General features: G+C 45.8%; 18 protein-coding genes and 1 pseudogene. 7 read left to right on the forward strand and 12 right to left on the reverse strand.

Translation table 11 applies throughout. The features are described 5' to 3' along the window. Positions 1 to 5 precede the first annotated feature (5 nt). On the forward strand, positions 6 to 239 hold the full coding sequence (locus AADZ70_RS05505; RefSeq protein WP_016936597.1) for a hypothetical protein: 234 nt from the start codon (positions 6 to 8) through the stop codon (positions 237 to 239). On the opposite strand, the gene AADZ70_RS05510 is transcribed toward AADZ70_RS05505, so the two are convergent. Then, positions 226 to 708: an Hsp20/alpha crystallin family protein gene (locus AADZ70_RS05510; protein ID WP_047474642.1), complete on the reverse strand. Its 483-nt coding sequence runs from the start codon at positions 706 to 708 to the stop codon at positions 226 to 228. The two genes, AADZ70_RS05505 and AADZ70_RS05510, sit on opposite strands and share 14 nt — an antisense overlap. A 72-nt stretch (positions 709 to 780) precedes the next feature. Here AADZ70_RS05510 and AADZ70_RS05515 point away from each other — a divergent pair, with 72 nt between their 5' ends. Beyond that, positions 781 to 1,053, forward strand: a complete 273-nt coding sequence (locus tag AADZ70_RS05515; RefSeq protein ID WP_016936599.1) for a hypothetical protein — start codon at positions 781 to 783, stop codon at positions 1,051 to 1,053. Next, complete coding sequence (locus tag AADZ70_RS05520; protein ID WP_003153785.1) at positions 1,050 to 1,283, forward strand: hypothetical protein; 234 nt, start codon at positions 1,050 to 1,052, stop codon at positions 1,281 to 1,283. The genes AADZ70_RS05515 and AADZ70_RS05520 overlap by 4 nt, the downstream gene beginning before the upstream one ends. 44 nt (positions 1,284 to 1,327) lie before the next feature. On the opposite strand, the gene AADZ70_RS05525 is transcribed toward AADZ70_RS05520, so the two are convergent. Then, positions 1,328 to 1,672: a PH domain-containing protein gene (locus AADZ70_RS05525; protein WP_003153783.1), complete on the reverse strand. Its 345-nt coding sequence runs from the start codon at positions 1,670 to 1,672 to the stop codon at positions 1,328 to 1,330. A 372-nt stretch (positions 1,673 to 2,044) separates the two neighbouring features. Beyond that, the gene (locus AADZ70_RS05530; protein WP_007407979.1) at positions 2,045 to 2,248 is read right to left on the reverse strand and encodes a DUF6501 family protein; all 204 of its coding nucleotides are present in this window, start codon (positions 2,246 to 2,248) and stop codon (positions 2,045 to 2,047) included. 182 nt (positions 2,249 to 2,430) lie between these two features. On the opposite strand from AADZ70_RS05530, the gene AADZ70_RS05535 reads away from it, so the two are divergent. From AADZ70_RS05535 to AADZ70_RS05545, 3 genes are all read left to right on the forward strand, one after another. Further along, on the forward strand, positions 2,431 to 3,918 hold the full coding sequence (locus AADZ70_RS05535) for an aldehyde dehydrogenase family protein (RefSeq protein ID WP_045926171.1): 1,488 nt from the start codon (positions 2,431 to 2,433) through the stop codon (positions 3,916 to 3,918). Between the two features lie 95 nt (positions 3,919 to 4,013). Beyond that, positions 4,014 to 5,897 (forward strand): prenyltransferase/squalene oxidase repeat-containing protein, encoded by a 1,884-nt coding sequence (locus AADZ70_RS05540; RefSeq protein WP_327815738.1) that lies wholly within the window; start codon positions 4,014 to 4,016, stop codon positions 5,895 to 5,897. Next, positions 5,894 to 6,739 (forward strand): superoxide dismutase, encoded by an 846-nt coding sequence (locus AADZ70_RS05545; RefSeq protein ID WP_016936603.1) that lies wholly within the window; start codon positions 5,894 to 5,896, stop codon positions 6,737 to 6,739. Before AADZ70_RS05540 ends, AADZ70_RS05545 begins: the two co-directional genes overlap by 4 nt. Positions 6,740 to 6,778: 39 nt before the next feature. Here AADZ70_RS05545 and AADZ70_RS05550 read toward each other — a convergent pair whose 3' ends face one another. Beyond that, on the reverse strand, positions 6,779 to 8,116 hold the full coding sequence (locus AADZ70_RS05550) for a sodium-dependent transporter (RefSeq protein ID WP_099745020.1): 1,338 nt from the start codon (positions 8,114 to 8,116) through the stop codon (positions 6,779 to 6,781). 204 nt (positions 8,117 to 8,320) lie between these two features. On the opposite strand from AADZ70_RS05550, the gene AADZ70_RS05555 reads away from it, so the two are divergent. Beyond that, on the forward strand, positions 8,321 to 9,292 hold the full coding sequence (locus tag AADZ70_RS05555) for a bile acid:sodium symporter family protein (protein WP_099745021.1): 972 nt from the start codon (positions 8,321 to 8,323) through the stop codon (positions 9,290 to 9,292). Positions 9,293 to 9,319: 27 nt separating this feature from the next. On the opposite strand, the pseudogene AADZ70_RS05560 reads toward AADZ70_RS05555, so the two are convergent. From AADZ70_RS05560 to AADZ70_RS05595, 8 genes and pseudogenes are all read right to left on the reverse strand, one after another. Further along, a pseudogene (locus AADZ70_RS05560) lies at positions 9,320 to 10,065 on the reverse strand (MBL fold metallo-hydrolase). A 73-nt stretch (positions 10,066 to 10,138) separates the two neighbouring features. Continuing rightward, positions 10,139 to 11,386, reverse strand: coding sequence for a 2-oxoglutarate dehydrogenase complex dihydrolipoyllysine-residue succinyltransferase (odhB, locus tag AADZ70_RS05565; protein ID WP_264820227.1), 1,248 nt, complete (start codon positions 11,384 to 11,386; stop codon positions 10,139 to 10,141). A gap of 15 nt (positions 11,387 to 11,401) precedes the next feature. Then, a complete protein-coding gene (gene sucA / locus AADZ70_RS05570; protein ID WP_188154144.1) occupies positions 11,402 to 14,236 on the reverse strand; it encodes a 2-oxoglutarate dehydrogenase E1 component in 2,835 nt (944 codons plus the stop codon). A 227-nt stretch (positions 14,237 to 14,463) separates the two neighbouring features. Beyond that, positions 14,464 to 16,380 (reverse strand): VWA domain-containing protein, encoded by a 1,917-nt coding sequence (locus AADZ70_RS05575; RefSeq protein ID WP_342007849.1) that lies wholly within the window; start codon positions 16,378 to 16,380, stop codon positions 14,464 to 14,466. A gap of 10 nt (positions 16,381 to 16,390) precedes the next feature. After that, positions 16,391 to 17,281 carry a MoxR family ATPase gene (locus AADZ70_RS05580; protein ID WP_342007850.1) on the reverse strand — a complete coding sequence of 297 codons (891 nt, stop codon included), beginning with the start codon at positions 17,279 to 17,281 and terminating at the stop codon, positions 16,391 to 16,393. A gap of 77 nt (positions 17,282 to 17,358) precedes the next feature. After that, on the reverse strand, positions 17,359 to 17,949 hold the full coding sequence (locus AADZ70_RS05585) for a superoxide dismutase family protein (RefSeq protein WP_342007851.1): 591 nt from the start codon (positions 17,947 to 17,949) through the stop codon (positions 17,359 to 17,361). 79 nt (positions 17,950 to 18,028) lie between these two features. Then, a complete protein-coding gene (locus AADZ70_RS05590; protein WP_342007852.1) occupies positions 18,029 to 19,270 on the reverse strand; it encodes a LysM peptidoglycan-binding domain-containing protein in 1,242 nt (413 codons plus the stop codon). Positions 19,271 to 19,591: 321 nt separating this feature from the next. After that, positions 19,592 to 20,803, reverse strand: a complete 1,212-nt coding sequence (locus AADZ70_RS05595) for a macrolide family glycosyltransferase (protein WP_342007853.1) — start codon at positions 20,801 to 20,803, stop codon at positions 19,592 to 19,594. Positions 20,804 to 20,864 lie beyond the last annotated feature (61 nt).

The following is a 20,864-nucleotide window of genomic DNA, read 5'->3' on the forward strand; positions in this document are numbered from 1 at the left end:
GAATGATGATGTTTTTTCCATCGGTTATTAACTTTGAGCATATAAAAATAAACGGAATCAGCAGCGGAGCGGCATTTAACACCGGTTCTTCCGTTATACTGAGGCGCACTGCCGCTAATAAAAGAAATGAAGGATATGGTGAACAAAGCGGAGATTGCACTGTTGTCGCTATCCCCATCATGAGTATTGATGATTCAGATCTGATAGACGGCACCGCAAATAAGGTCAGCCTTCGATAATAATATGGCTTGCATCCCCCAAATGTTTAGCAATTGAGATATATAAAATTCCGTCTTTGAATACCGCCTGCATCCCCTTCGTTCCCTGAGCAGAATGAGGAAGATCGAGTTTTTTTTCGAAATCGCCGTATTTTCCGGCCTTCTGTTTAAAATCCTGTTCATTGAAGTAGGATTTTCTCGTGCCTTTTACGACAATGTATTCTCCGTAGGACAAAAGCTGAACATCTTGTTTCCGATAGCCGGGCAGATACAGCAAAAATTGGAGTTCATCATGGGTTTCCACTATATCTATAAGAGGAAAAGCATCCTCATTCCTTCTCATTTGCCCTTCTCCCTGCTGAAAGGGAAAATGAGAATGACCGTTTTGGAACGACTTCAATTGCTCATCATCAAAAATGTTTTTCCAAAAATCACCGCCGGACATGTTTTGCGCCATTTCCATCCATTGCTTCATCTTGTCGAAATCCATTTTTTATCGTCCTCCTGTCTAAGCATACGGTCATAACAGCCGGCATACACCTGTATTAAAGGAGGTTTGCCTGTGGTTCAACCAACTCCATATATCAATATTAATATTTTCATGTTGAAAATTAATTCCTTTGAAAATGCTTCAGCGGTGAATGTCGGACAGAATTTACTGGCGGAATGGCAGAATTCCGATAAAAAGAATCAGGGGTACGGACAGAATTTCGGGGATGCTAGCGGCTTTTTCGGCACGAATGGGAAAGTGGATGACAGAGATCAAATTGATGCTCCGTCTACCTTCGAGTCAGCATGCGGCAAAATCCCCGCCGGGAAAGGAGACCCATTATGATGTTTTCGCCGGTTTTGGTAAATGTAGGGGGCTTTAAAGTGAATGCGGTCGACCGCGGCTCTTCCATTACGATCGGCCCGTATCAGCAAATCGATTATTTTTTATCCAATAAGATTAACTATGGATTCGGTGAAGAAAATGGTGATTTGGCGCCGATTTATATCCCCATCAGTTCTATTGCTGATCCGGATCTCATTGATTCGAACTCCGGAAAAACAAGCATTATCTAATAAAAAAGCCATCCGCCTGCATTCGGATGGCTTTTATGTCATATTTAGCTGCATAAGTATTTTGTTAAAATGGCTTGAACCTCGGTCAAGTCCGTTTCTTTTGCAAATTCCAATTCGAATGTTTTTCCCCTTGTCATTAATACGAGGCCCGTATCAGGATCAAACATCCCTGCTTCTTGAATGGCGAAGCTTTCAATTGTTTTATATGGAAGGAAGACGCGCACTTTCTTTTTGGAGAACATTTTATTATCAAAGAAAATCACTCGTTTATTTGTAAAGCATATTTGGTCAACCCGCAGTTTATAGATCGTTTCAATCCGTTCTCCCTCAACGAGCAAAGCCTCCAGCTTTTTTGTGTCGGTTGATCTGCTGACAGAAAAAATTCCCAATGAAGAACCCCACTTTCTGCTTCTATACTATATTTTATCAAATACATAAAAAAATAAGTTCTTTATCCCTATATAAGAATACGACATAGACAGCATTTAAACCATTACGAACAGATTACATTTTCAGAACGTTCATCGGATAGGCCTTTTCGCGAAAGGTGCTCTGTTATGAAGTAATACGGTTTTGCAGAAGAAAAGGTTTCAAGAAAACCACACTTTTTTCGAAAAGTCAGTTTTTTCTTATCGCCGTAAAAAACCGCGGCCTCTGAATGCCGCGGTTTCAACAAAACATCGACGATCTGTATCTTCAATTGTTCCTTATTTGACCGTGCTTTTTCCGAACATGCTGAAGCAAAATAAATTCATTCAGCTTTAGACTTCTTCAAAATACTCTTTGTAGAAGCCGCCGACTTTATTTGTGTTGTCCACGACAAAAATAAATTCTTCTGTTTCATTTTTGACCTCATACTCTTTGCCGGGCGTCAGTACGTTTTTGACAATGTATTTTTTCGCATCTGTATGTACGCATTTTACCTTTTTAACGCTTTCTTTTGTCTGCCAATTATTATGAATCATCTGTAAAACTCCTTTTCTTCATCGATAAGCTTATTGTAGCCGTTTTTTCTTGTGAATTGCAATAACGGTTATCAATTGATTTTACTTGGGTCTGTATTATAAAATGACTGTATGCGCTTACTTTGCGCGGACATCAAGATGCTCAAAACAGACCATAAAAAATTTCGGGAGGTTTGTTACGAATGAGTTCTTTAACGATGCAGATCACAAAAAGGCTGGAAACATTTTTGCAAGGCACGAAGAAGCTTTATATTGACGGAAAATTTGTTCCGAGCGCTTCAGGATCAACCTTTGTCACACCGAATCCGGCAACCGGAGAAACTTTGATGACGCTTTACGAGGCACAGGCAGAAGACATTGACAGTGCAGTGAAAGCGGCACGCAAAGCCTTTGATCACGGCGAATGGCGCACAATGCCGGCCGCTTCCAGAAGCAGGCTGATGTATAAGCTTGCTGATTTAATGGAAGAGCACAAGACTGAACTCGCGCAGCTTGAAACACTTGATAACGGAAAACCGATTAATGAAACGACGAATGGAGACATTCCGCTGGCAATTGAGCATATGCGTTATTATGCCGGGTGGTCCACAAAGATAACCGGACAAACGATTCCTGTCGCCGGCTCATATTTTAATTACACCCGCCATGAGCCTGTCGGCGTCGTGGGGCAAATCATCCCTTGGAACTTCCCGCTCCTTATGGCGATGTGGAAAATGGGCGCCGCCCTTGCCACAGGATGTACAATCGTTTTGAAACCGGCGGAGCAGACACCGCTGACCGCCCTCTATTTAGCTGAATTAATTGATCAGGCGGGCTTCCCTGACGGCGTCATCAATATTGTTCCCGGGTTCGGCGAGACGGCCGGGGAAGCGCTGACCAACCATGACGATGTCGATAAACTCGCTTTTACCGGTTCTACAGAAATCGGCAAAAAGATTATGGAGAAAGCCGCGAAAAGTATCAAGCGCGTAACGCTGGAGCTTGGCGGTAAGTCACCTAACATCATTTTGCCTGACGCCAACTTGAAAAAAGCCATTCCCGGCGCTTTAAACGGGGTCATGTTTAATCAGGGGCAGGTATGCTGTGCCGGCTCCCGTGTCTTCATTCACAAAGATAAATATGATGAGGTCGTAAGCGAAATGGTTTCATATGCGAAATCACTTCGGCAGGGAGCCGGTCTTCACCAAGATACGCAAATCGGTCCGCTCGTCAGTAAGGAACAGCATGAACGCGTGCTTTCTTATATTGAAAAAGGAAAAGCAGAAGGCGCCAAAGCCGTTACAGGCGGAAGCTGTCCGTTTGAAGAAGGGTATTTTGTCTCCCCGACAGTATTTGCGGACGTGGATGACAGCATGGCCATCGCAAAAGAAGAAATTTTCGGCCCGGTTTTAGCCGCTATTCCGTATGATACGGTAGATGAAGTCATTGAGCGTGCGAACCGCTCGGAATACGGCCTTGCAGCCGGACTTTGGACTGAGAATGTGAAAAACGCCCATTACATTGCTGACCGTCTCCAGGCCGGCACCATCTGGGTCAACTGCTACAATGTATTCGACGCGGCCTCTCCTTTCGGCGGCTATAAGCAATCCGGCCTCGGACGGGAAATGGGCTCTTACGCGCTGGATAATTATACAGAAGTGAAAAGCGTCTGGATCAGTCTGGAAGATTAATAAAACGAGAAACTGCTGCCTGCCAGCAGTTTCTTTTTTGTGTCATGCCGCCTTTTGCATATGAATATATATGCTTCTGAAGGAGTTGAGCGAGTGTGAGCACAATTCGTGAAAAAGTCAGAAGCCGCCAAAAGAAAACCATCTCCCTATTAAGAGAAAAGCAAAATGCTGACGGCTCATGGTCATTTTGTTTTGAAGGCCCGATTTTGACAAACGCCTTTCTGATCCTCCTTCTCACTTCTCTCGGAGACAATGATAAAGAACTGATCGCTGAGCTTGCAAAAGGCATCCGCGCAAAGCAGCGTCCGGACGGAACATTTGCCAATTATCCCGATGAACGGAAGGGAAATGTGACCGCTACTGTACAGGGCTATGTCGGCTTGCTGGCTTCCGGCTTATATAACCGTTCTGAAGCGCATATGATTCAGGCCGAACGTTTTATCATCTCTAACGGCGGCTTGCGGAACGTACATTTCATGACAAAGTGGATGCTTGCGGCAAACGGCCTTTATCCGTGGCCCGCACTGCACCTGCCATTATCTTTCTTAGTGATTCCCCCCTCTTTTCCGCTGCATTTTTATCAGTTCAGTACATACGCGCGGATCCATTTTGTGCCGATGGCTGTGACGCTTAATAAAAGATTTTCACTGAAAAATCCCAACGTTCCGTCTCTCGCGCACTTAGATCCGCATATGACCAAAAATCCGTTTACATGGCTTCGTTCCGATCAGGAAGAGGACAGAGATCTCTCTTCTCTATTTGCGCATTGGAAACGGCTTTTACAGATTCCCGCCGCTTTTCACCAGCTTGGTCTCCGTACGGCCAAAACGTATATGCTTGACCGGATTGAAGAAGACGGCACATTGTACAGCTATGCGAGCGCCACTATTTTTATGGTGTACAGCCTGCTCGCTCTCGGTGTATCACGCCACTCCCCTGTTATCAGAAAAGCGCTTGCCGGCACGAAAGCTTTACTCACGTCTTGCGGCAATATACCGTATCTGGAAAATTCAACATCGACCGTTTGGGATACGGCGCTTCTCAACTATGCGCTCATGAAAAGCGGCATTTCAGATAACGATCAGATGATAACAAGCGCCGCCCGCTTTCTGCGTGAACGGCAGCAGACGAAAGTGGCGGATTGGGCCGTCCACAACCCGCATGCAGAGCCGGGAGGATGGGGTTTTTCAAACATCAATACGAATAATCCTGATTGTGATGATACAGCGGCAGTGCTTAAAGCCATTCCGCGAAAACTTTATCCCGGCTCATGGGAACGCGGACTGAGCTGGCTTTTGTCCATGCAAAACAGTGACGGGGGCTTCTCTGCTTTTGAGAAAAATGTCAATCATCCGCTGATCCGCCTGCTCCCGCTTGAATCGGCTGAGGAAGCTGCCATTGACCCTTCAACAAGCGACTTAACCGGACGGGTGCTTCACTGTTTAGGGGAAGCGGGGCTTTCTTCGGATCACCCCCAGATTGAAAAAGCCGTCCAATGGCTGTTCCGCCATCAAGAAGAGAACGGTTCATGGTACGGCAGATGGGGTGTCTGTTATATTTACGGAACATGGGCTGCGCTGACGGGCATGAAAGCTTGCGGTGTCAGCCAAAACCACCCGGCCGTAAAAAAAGCGATCCGCTGGCTGAAGTCTATTCAAAATGAGGACGGAAGCTGGGGAGAATCCTGTAAAAGCGCAGAAATCAAAACTTATGTCCCCCTTTCTTACGGAACGGTTATACAGACGGCATGGGCTGCGGAAGCTTTGCTGCAATACGAAAAACCGCATCACCAGGCCATCACAAAAGGCATATCTTTTCTTATTGAAAACCGGCATTACGAGGGAGCTCCTTTCAGCTATCCGACTGGAATCGGCCTTCCGAAACAATTTTACATCAAGTATCACAGCTACCCGTATGTATTTTCTTTGCTTGCGCTCAGCACTTTTATGAAAGTGAGTGAAAAGGAGGAAGAAAAATGAAACGGCACGCTTATCAAACCGAGATGCTGAATTGGTGTGAAACCTTGAAGGAACAAGTCATTCAGCAAGGCCGGTTCGATCGCTTCGCGGCACAAATCGACCGGATTTTTCACACTCTTCAGGATGACGGATTAACGGAGGCTGAATGGTACGAACAGGCATCAGGACTTTACCGGGACATTACCCAATCGGAAGAGCCGGATGAGCCCAGAGCTTTTGTGCCGATCGGCAAGCATGTACTGCCTAAGCTGCCTTACAGTTATTCCGCGCTGGAACCGTATATTTCAAGGGAAATCATGAAACTTCACCATACAAAACACCATCAGAGCTATGTTGACGGTCTGAATCATGCTGAACTGGAGCTGAAAAAAGCGCGGCAGATGAAACAGTACGACTTAGTAGCGCATTGGGAGCGGCAATTGGCGTTTCACGGCGCCGGCCATTATTTGCACAGTATTTTCTGGTTTTCCATGAACCCAAACGGAAAAAGACGGCCGACGGGCGCTCTCTTTCAAATGATTGACTCATCATTCGGGAGCTATTCTGCTTTTAAAGAACAATTTTCTCAGGCAGCTAAAAAAGTCGAAGGAGCCGGCTGGGCTATCCTTGTCTGGGCACCGCGCTCGGGGCGGCTGGAGATTTTGGCAGCTGAGAAGCATCAGCTTTACAGCCAATGGGACGTCATTCCTTTGCTCCCTTTAGATGTGTGGGAACACGCCTATTATTTACAATATAAAAACGACCGCGCGGCTTACGTGGATCAATGGTGGAATGTCGTTGACTGGCGGGAGGCGGAGAAACGGTTCGAGCAAGCGCACCGCGTGATGTGGCCGCTTTATTAAAAAAGCCCCCGTTTTGAACGGGGGCTTGCTTCTTTTGATTTAAAAAATACCGAGCACGTGCAGAAAAACAATAATAATGGCTACAGGAGACACATAACGGATTAACAGAAGCCAGACTGCAAACCATTTCCGTTTAATACCTGAACCGCTTTTCAGTTCATCAAACAGCGCCTGTTTCGGAATTTTCAGCGGGACGAAAACAGCAATTAAAAGCGCGCCCAGCGGCATTAAGACATTGCTAACGAGAAAGTCCGCAGCGTCAAAAATACTGCGGTGAAAAATTGAAACATCACTCAACATTCCATATGACAGCGCAGAAGGCACGCCGACAATAAAGATGGCAAGTCCCCCAATCCATGCATACCGCTTTCGTTTTGCCGAATCGCCTTTTGACAAAACGGCAACCAAAATCTCAAGCATTGAAAAAGCCGATGTCAGCGTCGCAAATAAAAACAGCAGCAAAAAGGCGAGTAAAAACACGATACCGAACGGCATATGGTTAAAGACGGTCGGAAGCACGTTAAACAAAAGCTGCGGGCCCTGATCCGGCTTGAGGCCGAATGAAAACACCGCCGGAAAAATCGCCACGCCCGCCATCACGGCAACAAGGACATTTAATACCGTCACTGATACAGCGGATTGAACAATATTTTCTTCTTTTTCTAAATACGCACTGTATGTAACCATTACGGATACTCCGACGCTTAACGAGAAAAATGACTGTCCCATCGCATATAAAATGGTATTGGCGTCCATCGCGCCGAAATCGGGCATGAAGAAGAATTTTAACCCCTTCGCTGCATCATGAAGCGTAACGGAGCGGATCATTAAAAGAATAAAGAGAATAAACAGAGCCGGCATCAGCACCTGACTTACTTTTTCGATGCCGCTGCTTACCCCCTTTGCAACAACTAAAATCGTCAGCACGATAAACAGCAGCTGGCCGAAAACCGCTGCATAAGGGTTTGAAATGGTATCGATAAATAACGTATCAAATCCAGATGTGAGCGATAAACCGCCTGTAAAGCCCTTTATAATATAGATTAATATCCATCCCCCCACTACGCTGTAGAAGGATAATAGAATAAAACACGTAACGATTCCGAGATATCCGATCCAATGCCACTTTTTCCCCGGCGCAAGCGCCTTATAAGATTCAACGGCGTTTTTTTGCGTTTTTCTGCCGATAATAAATTCAGCAAGCAGAAGCGGCAGTCCGATTAAAATCGTAAATAAAATAAAAACGAGCAGAAAAGCGCCGCCTCCGCTGGTTCCCGCTACGTAAGGGAACTTCCATATTGCGCCGAGCCCGATTGCAGAGCCGGCCGTAGCTAAAATAAATCCCAGCTTAGATGACCATTGATTAGCTTCTTTCACTTCAGCACTCCCAATTCATTTCAGTATAAAAATCAATTGTAAGAATATATGTCTGAATAGTCAAGAAGATATTAGTTGACATAATATAATTATAAAAAACTTATATTTAATATTGAATTATTCAGAATATTATTTATAATGGAATACAGAAAAGTCAGTCAGATTTTCTGACTTGATTGATTGGATGAAAAAGGAGCTGTGTTTATGGAATGGATGAAAAAAATAAGCGGGTTTGCGGGACAAACTTTCGGCTTATGGGTGATCGTCTTTGCTGGTTTAGGATTTGCCTATCCTGATTTGTTTTCTTGGATCAGTTCTTATATGACGGTTTTTCTAGGTATTATTATGTTTGGAATGGGGCTTACTCTTCAAACAGACGATTTTAAGGAATTAATCAGGAAACCTTGGCATGTCATCATCGGGGTCGTTGCTCAGTTTACGATTATGCCGCTTACGGCTTTCTGTTTATCAGCCGGGCTCCGCCTCCCCGCAGAAATTGCAGCGGGCGTCATTTTGGTCGGGTGCTGCCCGGGCGGCACCGCCTCAAATGTTATGACCTTTTTGGCAAAAGGCAATACGGCGCTTTCAGTTGCGGTCACTACAATTTCAACATTGCTTGCTCCTATTGTAACGCCGGCACTTATTATGCTGTTTGCAAAAGAATGGCTCCCTGTTTCTTTCGGCTCACTTTTTGTTTCCATTATGAAAGCCGTGCTTTTACCGATCATCCTCGGTGTAATTGTGAAGCTGCTCTTCAAAAAACAAGTCGGCCAAGCCGTTCACGCGCTTCCTCTCGTGTCGGTAATCGGCATCGTAGCGATTGTATCCTCTGTTGTAAGCGTAAATCGTGAACATCTGCTCCAATCAGGGCTGCTGATTGTGACAGTCGTCATCTTACATAACGGAATCGGATATTTGTTAGGATTCCTGACCGCAAAGCTGTTCAAAATGGATTATGCTTCGCAAAAAGCGATTGCGATCGAAGTCGGGATGCAAAACTCCGGACTGGGCGCGGCGCTTGCGACAGCACACTTCTCCCCTCTGTCAGCCGTACCGAGTGCGATTTTCAGCATATGGCACAATCTGTCAGGATCTGCTCTTGCCACCTACTGGTCTAAGAAAAAAGGGAAAAACAGCGCAGAAGAGGATGAAACAGCAAAGATTCCGCTTTCATAACTGAACAAGGATAGGGCGGCTGCCGCTCTATCCTTGTTTTTTCTGCAGATCACGAAACAGGCGCAAAAGCGCTTTTTTTACATTCCCCTGAAATAAACCTCCATGATAACAAATCAATTGGCTGATATCATAATCGAGCAGCCGCTCTACGGAACGGACCGCATCTCCCATATGTAACGTATAGCCGGGATGAGCAAGATTCAGCTTTCCGTCTTCAATAACGACCGCATCGCCTGTGATCATTATTTTTTCGGCAGGCAGATAAAGGCTGATATGGCCGGGTGTATGACCCGGCGTGGCCACAATGCGAATGCCTCCGCACCAAGGCAGCAGCTCGCCGTCAGTAACTGCCCGGTGAACCGGAGCCGATTCGGCTGATTGAAGCGAGCGGATGAACTGTTTTGCATGAGGTTTTGCTTCCTCTGGCAATGAACAAAACGTTGATTCAGCCTGCTCAAGCCGTAAAGATTTTTTGGAGCCGTCAATATACGGCGCTTCATGTTCGTGTGCTGTCACGCTGATATCCGGATATAATCGGAGCAATGCAGCGAGTGAGCCGATATGGTCTATGTCGTGATGCGTTACAATGATTTTTGTCAATGAATGAAGCGGCATACCGTGCCGGGCAGCAGCATGTTGAAGATGGTTTGTAAAACCAGGATATCCGCAGTCTATTAAAATCGTGTCATGTTCGTCTTGCAGAAGAACCGGCGTGATAGAATGCCCTTCTCCATTATGTTCAAATTCATCTCAAGCGGATAACAGTTTTTCATCTGCATTTCTCCCCTTCCTCAATAAAAAAAGTACACCGCTTGTAAAAGCAGTGTACTTTTTATCTGACACTAATTATCCTTCCAGCAACAGCTGTTCCGGATCTTCAAGCAGGTTTTTAATGGTGACAAGGAATCCGACCGCTTCTTTGCCATCTACAATTCTGTGATCATATGATAAAGCGATGTACATCATCGGACGGTTTTCAGAGCGCTCGGCATCAATCGCTACTGGGCGCAGCTGAATTTTATGCATACCTAAGATTCCGACTTGAGGGCTGTTTAGGATTGGTGTTGACATAAGCGAGCCGAATGTACCTCCGTTTGTGATCGTGAAGGAGCCTCCTTGCAGCTCACCTAATGTTAATTTATTGTTTCGCGCTTTCTTCGCAAGCTCGCCGATTTCTCTTTCAATGCCGGCGAATGTCAGACGATCAGCGTCACGCACGACTGGGACGACAAGCCCTTCTTCAGCCGCAACAGCGATACCAATATCATAAAACTTCTTCACGATCAGCTCATCGCCTTGAATTTCAGCGTTAAGGAGCGGATATTTTTTCAATGCTGCCACGACGGCTTTTGTGAAGAAAGACATGAAACCGAGTTTTACTTCATTTTGCTCAAGGAATTGGTCTTTACGGCGTTTTCTTAAATTCATAACGGCCGTCATATCCACTTCATTAAACGTCGTCAGCATCGCAGAAGTCTGCTGCACTTCAACCAATCGTTTCGCGATCGTTTGTCGGCGGCGGGACATTTTTTGCACTTCGACAGGTTTGTCAAAGCTTTGCTGTGTTTTTTGAGCCTGCTGTTTCGGCTGTGCCGCAGGTTTTGGAGCCGGCTTTTCATAAGCTTCCACATCATGTTTGCGTACGCGGCCGAGCGGGTCCCCCGTCGGAATTTGTGAAAGGTCAATTCCTTTTTCCCTTGCCAGCTTGCGTGCAGCCGGAGACGCAACCGTTTTTGATTTTGTTTCTGATTGTGCTTCCTGGCTGACTTCTTGAGCAGCCGGTTCAGCTTTTGCTTCCTCTTTCGTTTGTTCATTGGCTGGAGCATTTTCTGAAGGGGCAGGTGCAGAACTTTCGCCAGCGCCTTCTGTAATGGTGCCGATAATTTCTCCTACTTGGACGGTATCACCCGAATCTTTCAATACCTCTTTTAGAACACCCGATTCTTCTGCTGTCAATTCAACATTTACTTTGTCCGTCTCCAGTTCAAGCAAATACTCACCCTGTTCTACATAGTCACCGGGCTGCTTTAACCATTGGGCTATCGTTCCTTCTGAGATTGATTCTGCTAATTCAGGTACCTTAATTTCCGCCATTTTTACATTTCCCCCTTAGTTTTTGCGAGTCAAGCTATCAGATACAATGCGTTCCTGTTCTTTTTTGTGGACTGTCGGATCTCCTTCTGCGGGACTGGATCGTCTTCTTCGGCCGATGTATTGAACATTTACTCCTTTCGGCGCGATTTCCGTCAGATACGGGCTGATATAACTCCAAGCCCCCATGTTCTGCGGCTCTTCCTGAACCCAAACGATCTCTTGCAGGTTCGGCAGTTTGGCGAAAAGTTCTTTCGTGTCTTTTGCCGGGAACGGATACAGCTGTTCGATTCTGGCAATATGAAGCCAATCTTTATCGCCTTCCATTTTGTTAAAGTGATCGCTGATGTCAATTGACACTTTTCCGCTTGATAACACGACGCGAGTCACTTTTTCGTAAGCGTGGGAAAGACCGGATTGCTCATAGACCGGCTTGAATCTGCTTTCGCTCAGTTCCTGCACTTCAGATACCGTATTCGGATTGCGCAGCAGGCTCTTCGGTGTCATGATCACAAGCGGGCGGATTTCCTCACGAAGCAGCATTTTCGCTTGTCTTCTTAAAATATGGAAATATTGAGCCGCACTTGTCAGGTTGGCCACCGTCCAGTTGTTTTCTGCCGCCAGCTGCAGGAACCGCTCGACGCGGCCGCTGGAGTGTTCAGGCCCCTGTCCTTCGTAACCGTGAGGGAGCAGCATGACTAATCCTGATTTTTGTCCCCATTTTGCCCGTCCTGCAGAGATGAATTGATCAAAATAGACTTGAGCCGCATTGGCAAAGTCCCCGTACTGCGCCTCCCACATCACGAGCGTTTCAGGTGAATACACGTTGTACCCATATTCAAAGCCGAGAACCGACCCTTCAGAAAGCGGGCTGTTATGCACCGTAAATGAAGAAGCACAGTCGTCTAAATGATGGAGTGCAACAAATTCTTCTCCTGTTTCGCTGTCATGCAGCACAAGGTTTCGCTGAGCGAACGTTCCGCGCTCTGAATCCTGTCCGGTCAGCCGGATCGGCGTGCCGTCTTTCAAAATGGAAGCAAACGCAAGCGATTCAGCCAATGACCATTCCACTTTACGATCATCATCAAACGCTTTGGCGCGTCTTTCCAAAATTCTTTTCAGCTTGCCGAACACGTTAAAGGATTCCGGCCAGTTGATGAGTTCGCCGTTCAGCTTGCGGAGAACATCAAAATCAATGGCTGTGTCAACGTCAGGAAAACCGTTGGACACCGGTTCCGGCAATTCGATTTCCCGTACGGCGTCTTCTTTTTTGGCGGGCACCTTTTTATAGGCGTCTTCAATACGTTTTGTCACTGCCGTTTCAATGTTTTGCGCTTTTTCCTCGCTGATCAGGCCTTCACTTACGAGTTTTTCCGCAAAGATCCGCTTGACAGTCGGGTGTTTTCTGACGGCGTCATACAGCATCGGCTGTGTAGTGGACGGCTCATCCATTTCATTGTGGCCGTACCGTCTGTACCCGATTAAATCGATTAAGAAATCTTTATTGAAACGCTTCCGGTATTCGACCGCAAACTTAACGGCTGACAGGCATGCTTCAGGATCATCCGCGTTGACGTGAACGATCGGGATTTCATAGCCCTTCGCCAAATCACTGGCATATTTTGTAGAACGGGATTCATCGCTTTCAGTTGTAAAGCCGATCATATTATTGGCAATGATATGAATGGCCCCTCCGACCTGATAGCCTTTCAGAGAGCTTAAGTTCAGCGTCTCAGCGACAATTCCTTCTCCCGGGAACGCTGCGTCACCGTGTATTAAAATGGCGAGCGATTTTGTTTCATCTTGAACCGGGTACCCCTTTTGCGTTCTTGTTTCCTGTGCCGCCCGCGTGCTTCCTTCAATAATCGGATTGATGAATTCCAGGTGGCTCGGGTTATTCGCGAGCGTAATCCGCGCGCTTTTGGTTTCAGCATCCTGAAGCTGTCTGTCTGCACCGAGGTGGTATTTTACATCTCCCGTCCAGCCGTAGCTGATTCCGATCGAGCCTTCAGACGGTACAAGATCTTTATTCGGCGCGTGCTGGAATTCTGAGAAAATAATCTCATATGGTTTTCCGAGCACATGCGCGAGGACATTTAAACGGCCTCTGTGTGCCATTCCGATATTGACATTGGTTGTGCCTGCTTTCACAGACTGGGAGATAATGTCGTCAAGAACCGGCACAAGCGCGTCTAATCCCTCAATTGAGAAACGTTTCTGACCGACGAATGTCCGGTGTAAAAATTGTTCAAATCCTTCTACTTCCGTCAGTCTTTCTAAAACGGCTGACAGTTTTTCCGGTGAATTTTTCCGGAAGAGTTCTCCGGATTCGACCATTTTTGTAATCCATGCGCGCTCTTCGAAATCATGCACATGATCAAATTCAAAGGAGATGGTTCTTTTATACGTATTGCGTAAATGCTGGATGGCTTCTAAGCCGTTCGTTATATTGGCAGGTGCGTCTTTACAGATGACAGACGCTGGTATTGCTTTCAGTTCTTCTTCTGTAAGCCCGTACTCGGATAACGGAAAGAGCTCGCTCTTTTTTTGATCCTTTCTGAGCGGATTGACGGAAGCGTTCAGATGGCCATAGGTTCGAATATCTTCTGCAAGTTTAACTGCTGCTGCGATCTTTTGAATCAGATCTGCGGTGACGCGTCCCTGTTCCTTTGTTCCCGATGCCTCTTTTATCTGGCTTGGCGGAGCGCCGAGTTCGTCAAACATGTCTTTCAGATCCGGATCAATGCTGTCTGGATCTTCAGCATATTGGTCGTACAGCTCCAGTGCGTAGCCGAGGTTCGGTCCGTAAAAATCTTCCCAATTCATTCTTTGTTTCATATTATTTTGAAACATTTGAATATTACCCCCAACCTAGATAATCAAGTGATCATTTCACTATCTTGAAATAACTTTTGAACACTGTGCCCAAAATTATGTAATAAAAACGCTTCCAAGGATATTTTACCACTGATTGTGTTTGGATTCTACCTTGATTGTTCACAAAATAGTAAAAAAAACAGATCCATAACGAAAAAATTAAATCATTTTAAAATAAAAAGCGAAAAAGCATAGGAAAAAGCTTATCCTATGCTTTTATGAAGCAGTTTTTTCAAGAGCGGATACAGCACATCGGGGAGCTGATCGACATCCGGAACAAAAATACTGTACTTTCCGTACATATCCTGAATGGTTTTCATCTGGGATTCTTCTATCGCGGTATTGGACAGAAAAACATTTATGACTTCGATCCCTCTTTTTCTCGCTTCGATGACAGCCTCGCTCGTATCGACGATGCCGTTTTGCTCGTAGCCGAACGCTGCGGGCTCCCCGTCTGAAAACACGATTAAAAATTTTTGTGCCTCACTCCGCCTCATCAGCTGTTTTGTCATTTGTCTGATGGCATATCCGTCTCTGTTATCTTCCTCCGGCGCAAGCTGCATGATCAAAGGACCCGCCGCCTGCAGCAGCGACTCTTCAAACGGAATCACCGTATTGAAGAAGTTCGGCTGGCTCGTTTCGGTCGCTTCGTTTGTATCCTCCCAAAAACCGACGATCTGGTGCGGAACGGACACTGATTTCAATGCTTCATGAAAAAGGACGATCCCTCTCTTTGTTTCATCCATTTTGTCGAACATGCTGGCCGAACAGTCGACAAGCAATGTAAATACAGCGTCAATTTCTGAAGACGGATCCTGCTTTTTATAGAAAAGGCGCGGATTCCGTTCCGTAAAGTAGCGGAGCAGCTTGCGGTTCAGCCTGCCTGCATGAAGATCGGTCCGCGGGAGCGTTTTTTTGTGCTCAAGTGTTTTTTGTATCATCTGCTTCAGGCGCTTTTGATATGATTCTATCGTTTTCGCCTGCTCTTTATAAGACTGTTCATCTTCCAGAGACGCTTTGTGCGGTGTTTGGTAAACCGGGAAGGCAAATTTGTTTTCTTTTCCGTCAGCCAGTCCCGCTCCCCCGTGTTCATCCTGTCTGGATTCAAGCGCTTCCAGCTGGGAATAATCCTCTCTTTTCGTCTGGCGTGCTGAGCCTTGAACGGAGCCGAGCGCCTGATCACCGTCATCGCCTTCTCTGGCGGCGTCATTCCCAAGGTCTGATTTCGCGCCGTGTTCAATATCAAATTGAAGGAAACTTTTTGACGGCGCTTCAGTTTCCCGGTGCCACGTATTCATTTTCTCTTCATGGATATCTTCATCTCCGTCGGAAGACTCAGGAAGCGTGATATCGTCGCTTAATGACGGCGCTCTTTTGATGCTTTCGAATAAAGGCTCTTCAGCCGCTTTCTCGTAATCAAGTTCCGGCAGAAAGAAATAGGTGTTCAGCATATCTTTCTCCAGCACTTCATCAAGGCCTTCCATGAGGTCTTCTGTTATTTTTGCGATCTGTTGCGTAGATTCGGCCTCATACACCCGGATGAGCTGGCGTTCAATATACGGTATCATCATATCAATATCTTCCTGCATGGAGGGAATGCCTTCAAGCGGAGACTCAGCCGTCAGTTTGACAAACATCGCGCAATACAAAGCGTCGGTGAAAATACTCCGTTCCAAGTTCAATGTCAGCTGTGTTGTGAAGTATTTCCTGTACATTTCTCTCCGCTTCTGAAATACAGGTTTCGTTCCCGGCCGCTCTTTTTTGATCAGCTCTTCAATTCTGATATCTTCAAGCAGCATGAACAGCTGCTTTGCAAAGCTTTGGCGGGTGAAGTGCCGGCGGACATCATTTAAAAACCCTGCAAATTCACGGAATGAGCTGCTGCGTGTTCCGACAGCACGCAAATACACATCGCTTTTCAAGCCGGCTTCCATATCCCCGGCTGATCTGTCTTTCCAAAAGTGGCTCATGTAAATTTTCTTTTCAAAGGGATTGTAGTAAGACTGCACACCGTATTCTACTTCCACTTCACTGCTTCTGGTCAGTGTTTTGGCCAGATCAGTCAGCATCATGAACAAAAATGAATCGATCGTGCTGTCGTTAAATTTGATAAACTTCATTGTATATCCCTCATTCGAACAGCGTTTCTGCAATATTTCTGACAGCGGCTTTCTCTCTGTCGTCATCAAGCTTTTCCACGATGCCTCTTTCAATCGCCCGTTTCGGCGGAATATACGCAGCCAAGTCGCACGTATCAATGAGAGCCCTGATTGACGCGGCTTCCTCTGACACTTGTCCGTTATGCGCTTGTGCGATTAAATCAGAAGACAATGTCATGAAACGCTCAATTAATTTCTCATCTTTTAAGACAGACTGAGAGGTCAGAACCTGCTTCAGAAGGCTTCCTTTAATATACGGAACATCAATAATGACAAAGCGGTTTTTAAGGGCTTCGTTCAGCGGCACGGTGCCGACGTAGCCTTCATTAATGGCGGCGATGACACCGAATCCTTCGCTCGCCTTAATTACTTCTCCTGTAAACGGATTCGTCATCATTTTTCTATAATCAAGCACGCCGTTTAAAATCGGAAGGGTTTCAGGCTTTGCCATATTGATTTCGTCAATGTATAAAAAATGCCCCTCGTTCATTGCCGTTGTTACCGGTCCGGGAACGAATTCAATTGTCGCCTGTCCGTGTTCATTTTCAATCGTTTTATAACCGACAAGCGCTTCTGCATCAAGGTCTACGGAGCAGTTGACGCTGTGCATCGGTTTATGAAAATAGTTCGAAAGCGTTTCCGCCAATTTTGTTTTCCCTGAACCCGTAGGTCCTTTTAATAAGATATTTTTTCCCATTGTCAAAGCGATGATCGCATCGAATATAATCGCTTTATCTTCGGCCTCATAGCCCGATGATCCGATTAAATTCTGAAATTCTTGGGAAACGGGATGATTCTGATAAGCTTGCAGTTTGTTTTGTATATCTTGGGGCAGTGATAAGTGCTGTAATTCTGAAGTCATAGGTGATGTTTCCTTTCCATTCATATTCCATAACCGAGTATACTAAAAAAGCCCTTGTATACTCAATACAAAAGGGCTCATTCCCTGCGGGCGCTTTTTGTCAGAGGAGCGCAGGCGATTCTGGCTCCGGAATTTCCGCTCGGGTTTGTTAAATAATCATCCGTATGTTCATGAATGACGAACGTGCTCCCGTCCCGGTCAAGCAGGCTGAGTCTGCTTCCTTCTTTTAAAGAAGTCTGCGGCGCGTTCATTATGACATCCACTTTACCGTCAGCCCCCACTTCAAGATTGGGGAGATCCCCGGCGTGATGCCCCATCGGATTGTTGAAGCCGTGCTCTTTGTTCAAAGGGTTGAACGGGCCGCCGGCTGATTCGAAATCAGGTGTCTGGCACACCCCTTTATCATAAATATGAAACCCGAGAGAAGCGCCCGGCGGCAGATGTCCTGCTGATATATGGATGTCTGACCCTTCCTCATCAGAATCTTTCACTTCAATATATCCGATGTTTTTACCTTTTTGATTGATGAGTCCGGCATGCTCGCGGTATGCTGACGCTTCCAATGCGCGGCTTTCTTCATGTTTTTTAGGAGGAACTGGAGCGTTCCTGCCTCCGCAGCCGCCAAGCGTGATTGATGCGAGCATGAGAAAAAGCAAGAGACGGTTCATGCTTTCTCCCCCTTATTTTTATCAATCAGTCTTGTCAAAACATAAATATGGTAAACAAAAAAAGCCCCGAAAGGCTTTTTTAAAAATAACTGCGCGCTCCTAAATAAGCTTTTTTCCAATATGGATTGCTTAAGTTTGAAATTTCAACCCCGGAGGAACTTGCGTGAATGAAATCTCCTCCGCCCAAATATATTCCCATATGAGAAGGACCTGATTTATATGTCGTAAAGAAGACGAAGTCTCCTGCTGACGGCTGGCTGATTTGTTTCATTGTATTCCAGTATCCGGCGGTGCTCAGACGGGAAACAGAGCTTACCTTATTTAAAAGGTAATAGATATAGCCGCTGCAATCGAATCCCGCAGGCGTATTGCCTCCCCATCGGTAAGGCACGCCGACATATTTTTTTGCTTCGCCTATCATTCTGTCAATCTTCGACCCTGTCACCGGAGGTTCGGGAGTATGAGGTTTGTTTGGCTTTGCCGGCTTGTTTTCCGGCTGGCGCCCAGGGTCTTCTGTTTTTTCCGTCCCGTTTATCACGAGAACTTGTCCGATTTGCAGCACATCCGTTGTCAGTTTATTTTTTTCTCTGATGAGCTGGGCGGTGATGCCGAAACGATTGGCAATTTTCCAGAGGGAATCGCCTGCTTTTACTTTGTATGTGGACGGCTTCTCAGAAGGGTTTGGATGAGATGGCGGTGTCGTGCCGCTGTTTCCGTTATGTGGAGAGCCTTTGGTTTTTAACACTTGGTTCGGATACAGCAAGTCTGACGTTAATTGATTCAGCTTTTTCAGTTCAGCGATGGTGATGCCGATTTGATTGGCGATTTTCCACAGCGAATCACCCGGTTTTACAGTGTAAGTCCCTGATGCGGCTTTATCAGGTTTGGTCTGTTTGCCGCCTCTGTCCGTGCCGGGGGCAGACCCTTTAATTTTCAGTTTTTGGCCCGGATAGATGACATCTGAGCTCAAACGGTTCAGGCTTCTCAGCTCCGAAACACTCATGCGGTATTTTTTTGCGATCACCCATAAGGAATCTCCGTATGTAACCGTGTAAGCGCCCGTGCTTCGTTTTTCCTTTTGATTTGTTTTATGTGTGCTGCTGCCGTCTGGAATGTTCAGCCGCTGTCCGGGGTAAAGTATCGTTGATTTCAATTTGTTTTCCGCCTGGAGGGCTGAAATGCTTGTATGATATTGCCGGGAAAGCTTCCAAAGAGAATCGCCGCTTTTTACTTGAATGGTTTTTGCTTCAGCGGGATGCACGGCGAAGGTTGAAGTCATTACTGCAGATACAGCCAGACCGGCTGCGATTTTTTTCTTCATATAACGAAAAACCTCCTATTTATCATTGCTGAAAGGGGCGTTCCTTTTCTTCAAACGCCGCCTGTTATACAGGATTCATGCAGAAGTCGACATCATTTCCGTTTCATTTACACCTTAAATCATCACTAATGCCACACATTTTACATAAATAGAGACCATTTCACAAAAGACTTTGGAATCATTTTCATAACATGGCTTATTTCCGCGACATTCCACCTTTCTTGTCTGTTTTTCATACAATTCTCTTTGCGGCAGGAAAAATCCTCCCGAAAAGCAAGCAAAAAAAGCCCGCTTCCTTTAAAGGAAGCAGGTAATGAGCGATTACAGCACCCGGGTCACGGCAGTTTTCACGTCTTCTAATATCAATTCCGCTGCACGCTGTGCTCCGCCGGCCGCTTTCAGGGATTCTCCGATTTCATCAGCTTTTTTCTGGTATTCAGGATTTTCACTCAATTCTTTTATTGCTTCAGTAAGCAATTCCACTGTCACATTTTCTTTTTTAAACATCTTGCCCGCTCCCGTTTTTTCCACTTGGCTTCCGACGGCGAACTGATCTGCGCCCATCGGAATGACGATCATCGGGGTTTTGTAGTAAAGGCCTTCGCTCGTACTGTTCATTCCGCCGTGCGTGATAAATAAGTCCGCTCTCTTTAAAATCTCAAGCTGCGGAACATAAGGCTTTACAATGACATTCTCCGGAATTTCATCCAGTTCAGCCGGGTCAAGATGTTTGCCGATTGACATGACGGCTTTCCCGTTAAAGCTTCTGGCTGCTTTTAAGCATTTATTAAACAATTCTTTCTGGTTGTTAAAAATAGTTCCCATTGAAATAAACAGGACGTTATCCCCTTCAAGCTGTTCAAACGGGAAATCATGGGACGCCTCCCTGTCGGTTATGGACGGACCGACAAAGAGATAAGAATCTCCGAACTCTTCTTCTTTCGGCTGAAACGCTCTTGAAGTAAACACGATGGTTTTTCTGCCGTCATTTGAGAAAATATCATACGGCGTATTAATGTCTGTGCTGAATTCTTCGTTGAGCTGGCTGACCGCTTCGGTATAAGCCGGATAATGGGATGATTCCTCTGATACAAGGTTTATATTTGAGAAGACTTCTTTAATAAATGCTTCATTCATCGCAAATGTCGTACAAAGTGAATATGCCGGCAGTTTCAGCATGTTTCTCACAAGCCTGCCTGCCAGAAAATGATGATCGTATATGATGTAGTCATAGGATTCATCTTTTACATCCTCAAGAATGCGGAGTGCGGCTTTTTTGGAAGTCTCAATCATTAATAGTAAAAACTCTGTAGCGTCCCGCTGTTCATCACCCGTTGCGTTTTTTCCGAATTCATCTTTTCGGAAATCCTCATATTCACGGAATTCCGCTCCGCTTGACACGATTTTATTCTCATATTCCTTCACGCCGTAATATACGACATGTTCCCCTCTTGCCTTCAATTCCTTTACGACGCCTAAAGACGGATTGATATGGCCTTCTCCCGGAAAGCCGATCATCAATACATGTGCCATCTTCCCACTCCCTATTCTTTTAAATTTTATGTATATTTAAACGATAACACCAATACAGAAA

The sequence above is a fragment of the Bacillus sp. YBsi01 genome (assembly GCF_038406745.1).
GTDB classification, from domain to species: Bacteria; Bacillota; Bacilli; order Bacillales; family Bacillaceae; genus Bacillus; species Bacillus siamensis.

Bases quoted from the DNA above. Each gene is read 5' to 3' on its own strand.
- AADZ70_RS05505 (WP_016936597.1), top strand. From the start codon at position 6: ATGATGTTTTTTCCATCGGTTATTAACTTTGAGCATATAAAAATAAAC.
- AADZ70_RS05510 (WP_047474642.1), bottom strand. From the start codon at position 708: ATGGATTTCGACAAGATGAAGCAATGGATGGAAATGGCGCAAAACATG.
- AADZ70_RS05520 (WP_003153785.1), top strand. From the start codon at position 1,050: ATGATGTTTTCGCCGGTTTTGGTAAATGTAGGGGGCTTTAAAGTGAAT.
- AADZ70_RS05530 (WP_007407979.1), bottom strand. From the start codon at position 2,248: ATGATTCATAATAATTGGCAGACAAAAGAAAGCGTTAAAAAGGTAAAA.
- AADZ70_RS05535 (WP_045926171.1), top strand. From the start codon at position 2,431: ATGAGTTCTTTAACGATGCAGATCACAAAAAGGCTGGAAACATTTTTG.
- AADZ70_RS05545 (WP_016936603.1), top strand. From the start codon at position 5,894: ATGAAACGGCACGCTTATCAAACCGAGATGCTGAATTGGTGTGAAACC.
- AADZ70_RS05555 (WP_099745021.1), top strand. From the start codon at position 8,321: ATGGAATGGATGAAAAAAATAAGCGGGTTTGCGGGACAAACTTTCGGC.
- odhB (WP_264820227.1), bottom strand. From the start codon at position 11,386: ATGGCGGAAATTAAGGTACCTGAATTAGCAGAATCAATCTCAGAAGGA.
- sucA (WP_188154144.1), bottom strand. From the start codon at position 14,236: ATGTTTCAAAATAATATGAAACAAAGAATGAATTGGGAAGATTTTTAC.
- AADZ70_RS05575 (WP_342007849.1), bottom strand. From the start codon at position 16,380: ATGAAGTTTATCAAATTTAACGACAGCACGATCGATTCATTTTTGTTC.
- AADZ70_RS05580 (WP_342007850.1), bottom strand. From the start codon at position 17,281: ATGACTTCAGAATTACAGCACTTATCACTGCCCCAAGATATACAAAAC.
- AADZ70_RS05585 (WP_342007851.1), bottom strand. From the start codon at position 17,949: ATGAACCGTCTCTTGCTTTTTCTCATGCTCGCATCAATCACGCTTGGC.
- AADZ70_RS05590 (WP_342007852.1), bottom strand. From the start codon at position 19,270: ATGAAGAAAAAAATCGCAGCCGGTCTGGCTGTATCTGCAGTAATGACT.
- AADZ70_RS05595 (WP_342007853.1), bottom strand. From the start codon at position 20,803: ATGGCACATGTATTGATGATCGGCTTTCCGGGAGAAGGCCATATCAAT.